Source organism: uncultured Vagococcus sp. (genome assembly GCF_963518325.1).
In the GTDB taxonomy this organism is placed as follows: Bacteria; Bacillota; Bacilli; order Lactobacillales; family Vagococcaceae; genus Vagococcus_D.
Window position 1 is genome coordinate 1 of sequence record NZ_CAUQJB010000067.1, and the last position, 3,161, is coordinate 3,161.

3 protein-coding genes are annotated in these 3,161 nt (G+C 39.8%); all 3 read right to left on the minus strand.

The genetic code is table 11. From position 1 onward, the window contains the following. Positions 1–1,216 (minus strand): molecular chaperone DnaK (gene dnaK, locus RWN13_RS23535; protein WP_314068685.1); only part of this gene is annotated, 1,216 nt, incomplete at its 3' end. Between the two features lie 72 nt (positions 1,217–1,288). After that, positions 1,289–1,855: a nucleotide exchange factor GrpE gene (gene grpE / locus RWN13_RS23540; protein ID WP_314068687.1), complete on the minus strand. Its 567-nt coding sequence runs from the start codon at positions 1,853–1,855 to the stop codon at positions 1,289–1,291. Between the two features lie 22 nt (positions 1,856–1,877). Continuing rightward, positions 1,878–2,924, minus strand: coding sequence for a heat-inducible transcriptional repressor HrcA (gene hrcA, locus RWN13_RS23545; RefSeq protein ID WP_314068690.1), 1,047 nt, complete (start codon positions 2,922–2,924; stop codon positions 1,878–1,880). Positions 2,925–3,161: the final 237 nt, after the last annotated feature.

Below are 3,161 nucleotides of genomic sequence, written 5' to 3' on the forward strand. Positions count from 1 at the left end.
CTGGTTGATTGTCTGCTGCTGTTGAGAAGACTTGTGATTTACTTGTTGGAATAGTCGTATTACGGTCAATTAATTTCGTAAAGACAGATCCCATTGTTTCAATCCCTAATGATAATGGTGTGACATCTAGTAAGACAACGTCTTTCACATCTCCTGTAATAACACCACCTTGAATCGCAGCTCCCATTGCCACTACTTCGTCTGGGTTAACAGATTTATTAGCGTCTTTATTTGTTTCTCTTTGAACAGCTTCAACTACTGCAGGAATACGAGTTGAACCACCAACTAAAATCACTTCATCAATATCTGATTGAGATAAACCAGCATCTTTAAGGGCTTGACGAACAGGTCCTTTAGTACGTTCAACTAAATCAGAGGTTAATTCATCAAATTTAGCACGTGTTAAGTTTAATTCTAAGTGAAGCGGGCCCGCGTCGCCAGCTGTAATAAATGGTAAACTGATTTGAGTGCTTGTCACACCTGATAAATCTTTTTTCGCTTTTTCAGCGGCATCTTTCAAACGTTGAACAGCCATTTTATCTTTAGATAAATCAATGCCGTTCTCTTTTTTGAATTCTGCTACTAAATGGTCGATGATTTTGTTATCAAAGTCATCCCCACCTAAGTGGTTATCCCCAGCAGTTGATAATACATCAAAGACACCATCGCCTAATTCAAGGATTGATACGTCAAATGTACCACCACCAAGGTCAAATACTAATACTTTTTCTTCTTTATCTGTTTTGTCTAAACCATATGCAAGTGCTGCTGCAGTTGGTTCGTTAACAATTCGTTCTACTTCTAAACCAGCGATTTTACCAGCGTCTTTTGTTGCTTGACGTTGGGCATCGTTAAAGTAAGCAGGAACAGTAATAACCGCTTTTGTCACAGGTTCGCCTAAATAGTCTTCAGCAAAACCTTTCATGTATTGTAAGACCATTGCTGAGATTTCTTGAGGTGTATATGTTTTGCCTTCTGCCTCAACAGTGAAACCTGCTTCGCCCATATGACGTTTGATTGACGCAATTGTATGAGGATTTGTGACTGCTTGACGCTTAGCCACTTCACCGACTTGAATTTCACCATTTTTAAATGATACAACAGATGGTGTTGTGCGATTTCCCTCTGGATTTGGGATGATTTTTGCTTCTCCGCCTTCTAAGACTGCGACTGCAGAGTTTGTTGTTCCTAAGTCAATTCCGATAATTTTACTCATAGTTAATTTCTCCATTCATCTTTTAATTTTTTTTATTATTAGCGACTGCGGCAAAGCCGAGTCAACGAAGTGTTACTGGGCAACGATGACCATCGTTGGGCGCAAGACACGGTCTTGCAAGATATAACCTTTTTGTAAGACTTGGACGATTTGATCCACTTTTTGTCCCTCTTCAACTGGCATTGTTTGCACAGCCTGATGTAAGTTAGGGTCAAAGGTTTCGCCCATGGCAGGAATCTCTTCAATGCCTGCTGATTTCATTGCGTGTAAGACGCTTTCCATCACCATTTCAATACCTTTTTTCAAACTCTTACCTTGCTCATCTTCAACTTCGATGGCCAAAGCACGTTCCAAATTGTCGATTGCTGGTAATAACTCTTTACCTAAATCTTGTGAACGATACTTAGCTGAGCCTTCACGTTCTTTTTGGAATCTATTGCGCATATTGGCAATTTCTGCTTGTGCGCGCAAGAATTTGTCTTCCATCTCGCTTAATTGCTCTTGTAAGAGCTCTTCAGCACTTTTCTCAACTTCTTCTGTTTCCGATGATCCATTCAAAATCTCGTCAATCTTCGCTTGATCAACTTCTTCGATTTCTTCCGTTACATCTTGTTCTAATTCTTCTTTTTTTTCTGCCACGTCTCTGACTTCCTTTCTAACCTTAGAATGTTGATGATGAATCTAATGTGCGGTAGTAATCGGCCAACTCACTTGCTAGCTCATATCGAAACGCATCAATCAATCCAAACATTTTTGCATAGGACATATTCGTTGGTCCGAGCAAGGCAATGGTTCCTCTGCCATGGCCTGATACTTCATAAGAAGCAGATATCAAGCTCATGTTTGCAAGAAGCTCATTGTTTAGTTCATTACCAATTCGAATGCCAATTTCATCTTCCGGTGGTGCAATTAAGGAAGTAAGTTTGTCTGTATTATCCATTAATGAATACACAGACTTAAATTGGGATAAGTCCGTCAGTCCGTCGAAATTCAACAAATTCATCCGACCGCTAACGTAAACTCGCTCTTCGAAGGCATGTCCTAATATGGAATCGAAGAGGCCCATAATACCTTGTGGTGTGTGGAAATACTTTTGCAGGATCATGGGAATCTCTGTCCGCAGTTTATGATAAACTGTCAACAAGGGTTCACCAACTAACTTGTCATTGATGATTTTAATCATCTTTTCGATATCCTCACTGGACACATCCGTAGGAATGGTAAAGACCTTACTTTCCACATTTCCTTTATCCGTCACAATAATCGCAATTAATTGATGACTGTTTAAAGGCACAATTCGGAAACCGGTCAACCGCCTTTCCTTCACTTCTGGTCCTAAGGAGAATGCCGTATAACTCGTCAACTCCGACAAGATGTCCGCCGATTGTTTGATAATATCATTAATCGCATTGAACTCTTGCCCAAAGGCCTGCTTGATCGTCGATAATTCAGTGTGACTAACTTCGTCCGGTTGCAGCAAATTATCCACATAATAACGATACCCTTTAATAGCAGGTACCCGCCCCGACGAGGAATGGGTTTTTTCAATTAATCCCTGGTCCTCTAGAGCACTCATATCATTGCGAATAGTTGCCGAGCTGGCATTAATCCCAGCATTCATCAACGTTTTAGATCCAACAGGTGCACCACTGGAGGTGTAGACTTGGATGATCAAACGCAAAATATTCACTTGTCGTTCACTTAGCATCCTCATCACCTCTTTAATTTTTTAGCACTCAATAAACTTAAGTGCTAACTACAATTAATAATATACCAAGTCTCACAACTTTTGTCAACTAAAAACCATTATTTTTTAGCACTCGATACACTCGAGTGCTAATTCGGATAAAAACACATGTATTCCATGCAAAAAAAACAACCTGACATCAATGAAGCTGCTGAAAAACGAAGATATTCCTATCGTTTTCTTCTTTAGAGATAAAAT

What these genes read in the sequence shown, in the direction of transcription:
- hrcA (WP_314068690.1), bottom strand. Translation starts at nt 2,924, where the DNA reads ATGCTAAGTGAACGACAAGTGAATATTTTGCGTTTGATCATCCAAGTC.